Source organism: Thermomonas alba (assembly GCF_022419205.1).
GTDB classification, from domain to species: domain Bacteria; phylum Pseudomonadota; class Gammaproteobacteria; order Xanthomonadales; family Xanthomonadaceae; genus Thermomonas; species Thermomonas alba.
The window spans coordinates 1-602 of record NZ_JAJOZU010000039.1 but is presented as its reverse complement, the minus strand read 5'-3'; the positions used below and the strand labels follow the sequence as shown (position 1 = coordinate 602).

The window sequence follows — 602 nt, the reverse complement described above, 5'->3', positions numbered from 1 at the left end:
GCCCTGCCTGTGGGATGCCCGCCGCGGGCTGGGCCTGTGCGGCGACTGGTGTCTGGGGCACCGGGTGGAGAGCGCATTCCTGTCCGGGCTGGAACTGGCGCTCACCGTGTTGGAGGGCTGAGGGTGCGGCCCGGCACGGCCTATCGCGGACGCTTCGCCCCCTCGCCCACGGGCCTGCTGCACGCCGGCTCGCTGGTCGCGGCGCTGGCCAGTTGGTTGGATGCGCGCGCCCACGGTGGCGCCTGGCTGGTGCGCATCGAAGACGTGGACCGGCCGCGTTGCGTGGCGGGGGCGGATGCCGCCATTCTCGAGCAACTGCGCGCCTGCAGTCTGACGCCGGACGAACCCGTGTGGTGGCAGTCCCGGCGAGACGCCGCCTACGCCCTCGCGCTGCAGCGCCTGATCGACGCGGGATGGGCATACCCGTGCGCCTGCACGCGGCAGGACATCGAGGCCGCGTGGCTCGCCCGCGGCATGCCGCGCGAGCGCCACAGCGCCCGCCCCTACCCCGGCACCTGCCGGCCGGAGCACGGCGGCCTGCGAGGCCGCGCGCCGCGCGCGTGGCGGCTGCACGTCGGGCGGGTGATCGCCGACCGGGGCCT

General features: G+C 76.1%; 1 protein-coding gene. It reads left to right on the top strand.

What is annotated here, in order from left to right; genetic code table 11:
* Window positions 1-123 precede the first annotated feature (123 nt).
* The coding region (locus ML342_RS11630) for a glutamate--tRNA ligase family protein (protein WP_240127184.1) at window positions 124-602 on the top strand (479 nt) is incomplete at its 3' end.